The 5,208-nt window shown below is 61.5% G+C and carries 6 protein-coding genes; all 6 read right to left on the reverse strand.

Annotated features, from left to right (window positions below; translation table 11 throughout):
- Positions 1-405, reverse strand: a 405-nt coding sequence (locus NZM16_RS03435) for a glycoside hydrolase family 3 C-terminal domain-containing protein (protein WP_367281003.1), incomplete at its 3' end; no start/stop codon positions are given.
- A gap of 561 nt (positions 406-966) precedes the next feature.
- Positions 967-1,740, reverse strand: coding sequence for a response regulator transcription factor (locus NZM16_RS03440; protein WP_295478560.1), 774 nt, complete (start codon positions 1,738-1,740; stop codon positions 967-969).
- 1 nt (position 1,741) lies between these two features.
- Entirely contained in the window at positions 1,742-1,987 is a 246-nt protein-coding gene (locus NZM16_RS03445) for a hypothetical protein (RefSeq protein ID WP_295449773.1), read from the reverse strand.
- 58 nt (positions 1,988-2,045) lie between these two features.
- The gene (locus NZM16_RS03450; protein WP_295449770.1) at positions 2,046-2,543 is read right to left on the reverse strand and encodes an FHA domain-containing protein; all 498 of its coding nucleotides are present in this window, start codon (positions 2,541-2,543) and stop codon (positions 2,046-2,048) included.
- A complete protein-coding gene (locus NZM16_RS03455; RefSeq protein WP_295478563.1) occupies positions 2,540-4,030 on the reverse strand; it encodes a VWA domain-containing protein in 1,491 nt (496 codons plus the stop codon). The genes NZM16_RS03450 and NZM16_RS03455 overlap by 4 nt, the downstream gene beginning before the upstream one ends.
- Complete coding sequence (locus NZM16_RS03460; protein ID WP_295478566.1) at positions 4,027-4,953, reverse strand: protein phosphatase 2C domain-containing protein; 927 nt, start codon at positions 4,951-4,953, stop codon at positions 4,027-4,029. Before NZM16_RS03460 ends, NZM16_RS03455 begins: the two co-directional genes overlap by 4 nt.
- Between the last annotated feature and the right edge of the window lie 255 nt (positions 4,954-5,208).

Here is a 5,208-nt window from a genome sequence, read left to right on the forward strand (position 1 = left end):
TAAATCCGCTACGGATTGGTAAAACGTGACCGGCAATCGTCCTCCCGGGTTGTAATCGCCGAAGAGGACATCAGCAATCGCCTCCCCACCCGCCTCCCCTGGATACCAAGCCTCCAGGATAGCGGGAATGTGCTCCGCCGCCCAGTTCACTGCCAGCGGGCCGCCGTTCAACAGAACCAGCACTACCGGCTTCCCCAGAGCGTGGAGCTGCCGGAGAAGCGCTTCCTGGGGGGCAGGCAGGCCGATGTCTGTGCGGTCTCCGCCCAAGAAGCCCTCCACTTCCACAGGCATCTCTTCTCCCTCCAGTATAGGGGAAAGCCCCATCACCGCGATTACCACATCAGCCTTCCTTGCTGCATCGATGGCCTTTTCTGGATCCACGAAACCCGGCGGTGACCAAAGCACTTGGACTTGAGGATCTAACCCGTGGCTCGCGTATTCCAGCCGTAGGGAGTAGAAGCGACCTGCTTCCAGGCGGGAATTCCCATCCGATCACTTTGTTTGTTGCCACAGCAAACAACCTAGCCAATTTGTTTGTTGTGCCGGCAAACAAATCATAGCACAAAGCTCCCCTTTTGTCAAGAGGTCCCACGAGGGAGGAAGGAAGACATTCCCCTGTGCGCTGACGCAGCACGCTGAATATTTCCCCGGATCCAGAGAATTCCCCTCACCATCAGAAGGTAGCCATCCCTCACCCATGCAGAGATCCTTGCGATAGGTGGGATAGAGAATGGGCATAGCGACCACGGAACGATCGCACGGGCTATTGAAGGAACAGCAGGACCAGGGGATGGGGCAGCTAACCCGAAGCGGGGATGCTCAGGATTACCATGTACAATGGCAATAGGGGGAACTGTTCTAAGATTGTTCTAAGAAAGTTTTAAAGAAAAGCAGACTATGACTGGATAGGAGCCGAAGGAGTTAGAGGCTTGCAGCGGATCTGGAGAGGCGAGGAAGACGTGCCCTTCAAGCCCCAGATCGCTCTGCCGCCCGGCGCTTGAGCCGTTCCAGCTCCCCGCCCCGGAAATCCACAAACCGATACCCCACCCCCCGTTCGGTCAGGATGTAACGGGGCTGCGAGGGATCCGGCTCGATCTTCTGGCGGAGATAATTGATGTAAAGCCGGAGGTAATGGGTCTCATCCCGATATTCATAACCCCACACCTTGGCCAGCAGGTTCTCGTGGGTCATCGTCCGACCCGCGTTGTTCACCAGATGATACAGCAGCCGCCACTCGGTGGGCCGCAGCTTGATCTCCTTTCCCCCGGCGACGATCACCCGCCGGTTGAAATCGATGGTCAGGTAATCATCGATCTGGATCGCTCCGCCGGCGGTGGCGGGGGTTTCCACCCGCCGCAGGACCGCGCGGATCCGGCTCACCAGCTCGCGAGGGGAGAAGGGCTTGGTTACGTAATCGTCTGCCCCCAGCTCAAGCCCCCGCACCTTATCCGCCTCATCCGCCCGCACCGTGAGCATGATCACCGGAACACCGCTTGTCTCCCGAATCAACTCCAGGGTTTCGAAGCCGTCCATCTCCGGCATCATGACGTCCAGGATGACCAGATCCGGCAGCAACTCCTTGATCTTCTCCAGCGCCTCCAGCCCGTTAGAGGCCTCGAAGACCTCGAATCCTTCCAGTTCCAGGTTCAGACGGATGAACTGCCGCACCCGTGCCTCATCGTCTACGATCAGGATCCGCCGGCGCTCCGACGTCTCCGACCGGAAGGGAATGTGAGCCATTTCAGCGCTCCCGCACGAAGCTGATGATCTCGGGCTCCTCGCGCGAGCTCAGGACTTCCACAAAGGAGATCCGATGCCAGGGGATGATCACCTGCACAGCCTCCGGGTCGATGTAATGCACTTCCTTACCATCCCGGAGGCGGACATTCGTGCAAATCAACACCTGATCCTGAGGCTCCGGCAACCGCTCAACCTCAGCCAGGATCGGGTCAGCGTTCACCAGATGAATTAAGACCGTGTATGCCATCAGACCTTCCTCATTTGGCATCTCGATTCAGCGTAGGGGTTTGCAATCCGCGACATCCTTACAGAAACCCCACCCGGATAGAGATCTGCCCCAGGCGAAGCTCATCCCCATCTCCCAGCGGGCGAGGGGAATACGGATCCAACCGAACGCCATTTAAATACGTCCCGTTGGTGCTGCCCAGATCCTCAATGTGGAACCGCTCGTTCTGGAAGAAGATGCGCGCATGACGCCGGGAGACCCCGCCCTCCAGCCCGCCGTCGGGCGTCAGATCCACCTGGGGGAAGATCCCCCGGCCTACATCCAACCGCCCCACCAGGACCTCCTGATCCGGCCGGATCACCACACGGCGACCAGAGGTCAGCACTTGAAGCACCAAGCTCTGCGGACCTGCTCTCTCTGCCGGAGGGGGTTCGACAGGCAATTCCACCGGGATGGATACGCCCTCCGGCAGCGGTTCGGTGCGCAACGGCCCGCCGGTAAGCAGGTAGACCCCACACTTTGGACAGAACAACGCGCCGACGGGATATTTCTGACCGCACAGGGGACACTCGATCATGGCCTCTCCCCCAGCTCGGGCGGCGGAAGCATCAGCATCCGCGTCCTGTATTTTAAGGCGAGCCGCTGACTTCGGGAAACCGAATGGCCTTGCAGCAGGCGGGTGGCCACCGCCAGCGCTTCCTGCGCCAGATCCTTCACTCCCAGCTCCAGCAGACGGGTTCCCACCTCCCGAAGCTTCTGGGCGCCCTCTACCCATCTCCCGGCCTGGACATCCGCCCAGGCCTGCTCCTGCATTCGATAAATCACCACCCGGGACAAGGCCTCCAGTACCGGTTCTGGCGGCGAGGTCATCAGCGGCTCATCGGGAAGCACGTGGGCCTGAACGGACAGTTCGGCCTCATCCAGCTGCGGCGGATTCCCGGGGATGCGGGCCTGAGCCCTCAGTCGGGCCACCTCCAGGAAGCCCGGCTCCAGGGGAGGAAGGGCGAACTCGACCAGCGCCTGGATGGGGCGAGAGGTGTGTAAAGCGCCCAGATACCAGCCAGAGTCCTCCCGCAGTGGAACTCGAAGCTCCGGCGTGATCTGATAAAGCGCTGTCACCAGCACGCCTTCTGCAGGCTCCACCACCAGCCGCACATCCTCGGCATAACGATCCTGCAACAGAGAGAGATGCTCCAAAAAGCGGCGGCGGATCTCTTCCGGCGAGGCGATGTAGCCAGAGATCCCACCGCTCCGGGCAGCGATCTCATCCAGCAACACATCGTTCCAGTCCTCTCCGATCCCGAAGGCGCTGATCCCAATCCCTGCCTCCCGGGCCTGATCCGCCAGCGTCCGGCATTGATCCTCATCCCCATACGTCCGGCCATCGGTGAGGAGGATGAGATGGGAATGGACGCCAGCTTGGCGGGCGCGGAAGAGCTCCTGGAAGCCCAGGAGCAACCCTTGGTAGATCTCAGTCCCCCCCTCCGCTGTCAGCGCCTCCAACCGCATCGAAAGCCGGTGGCGCTCCCCCACCGGGCTTAACGGCCAGATCACCTCCGCCCGATTGTGAAAGGCCACCATCGCCAGACGATCGCCATGCCCCAGATGGCCGGTGAGCTCCAGCGCAGCGGCCTTCACCCGTTCCAGCCGCTCTCCTCTCATTGAATTGCTGCGATCGATCACCAGGCATAGATGGAGCGGCAGGCGAGGGATCGCATGGGGACGGGCAGGCTCGATCGTGAGCAACGCGTAGAGAATTTGAGATGCAGACAGGCTGGGCAAAGCAGAACGACTGAGCAGGAGCTGGAGCCGCAGGAAAGATCTTTGGCTCCCCCATCGGGCCTGCCACCGCCGGTCATATTCCTCCCGCCGCTCGGGATCCGAGAGCACGGAATACGCCTCGTGGACTAAACGGAACAGCAGGGAGGTCCCGGCCCCCGGCATGACGTCCGGGTGAACCTTCCGTGCCAGCGCCCGGTAAGCTTTCTTGATCTCCTCCGCATCCGCTGAAGGCGGGACGCCCAGGATCGCGTAGTAATCCACGAACTCCTCGCGCGCGCTCATCGCCCGACCAGGATCACCGAGATGTTATCGTGACCGCCTGCGGTTTTCGCTTCCTGAACCAGCCGCTGGCATGCCTCCTGGGGGGAGGCGCTTTCCCAGATGATCCGTAGGATCTGGGCTTCAGGCACCTCCCCCCATAGCCCGTCCGTGCAGAGCATCAACCATGCATCCCGAGGAAGGGAAACCCGTCGATAGCCCGGATTCAGCCGGCTGGGATGCCCCAGCGCCTGATAGAGAACGTTCCGCGGAACCCCGGCGGCCTCCTCCTCGCTCAGCCCTTTCAACGAGATCATCCGCTGAATCAGGGAATGGTCCTCCGTGAGCTGCTCCAGCCGATCCGGCCACACCAGGTAAGCCCGGCTGTCCCCCACGTGGATCAGATGCACGCTATCTCCCACCACCAGTGCCCCCACCACAGTCGTTCCACCCCCTGGCACCATCTGGAGGATCTGAGCGTTGGCCACCTGGAGGGATTCCTCCAGCACCTCCTTAATCGGATGGTCAGGACCTCGATGGGCCAGATGGGGGATCAGGAGACGAGCGGTGAGATAGCGGGCGATCTCCCGGACAGCCAGATCGCTGGCCTGTTCGCCCCCTCGATGTCCTCCCATCCCATCCGCGACCAGGAACAAGCCCAGGGGCAACAGCTCCCGGGAACCCTGGTAAACGATGGATAGAATCAGGATCGCATCCTCATTGCTGGGTCGAACCAGCCCCGGATCAGTGGCCCAGCCGAAACGGAGTCCCAGCGCCGGCTGGGACGGCATAGGGGGAAGGGGCATCGTTCCCCCCTTCGGTTCTTCCATAGGCGGGGGAGGAGTCATGGGCTCGGGACCGGGAACAGCAGTATGGATGACCGGGGGTGCCGATGGAGCGCGCTTCTCGGCTTCCCGTCGCTGGAAAAGGCGCTTGAGCCATTTCATCCGTTTATCGCCCTCCTCGCCGGTGCTTCGTCCAGTTATGAATCGAGGGGTTGAGCAACCCAGACGAGGGGAGAAGGCCAAGGACCCCTCCCTCCTATCTCCCTTTTCCCTGCGGCCCAACAAAACCGCAGGGAGGAGATTTGGGGAGCTGGGCCGGGGGCTGAAGGCCCTCGGCTCAGCTCCCCAAATCTCCTCCCTGCGGTTTTGTTGGGCCGCAGGGAAAAGGGAGATAGGAGGGAGGGGTCCTTGGCCTTC

The organism is Thermoflexus sp., from assembly GCF_025055495.1.
In the GTDB taxonomy this organism is placed as follows: Bacteria; Chloroflexota; Anaerolineae; order Thermoflexales; family Thermoflexaceae; genus Thermoflexus.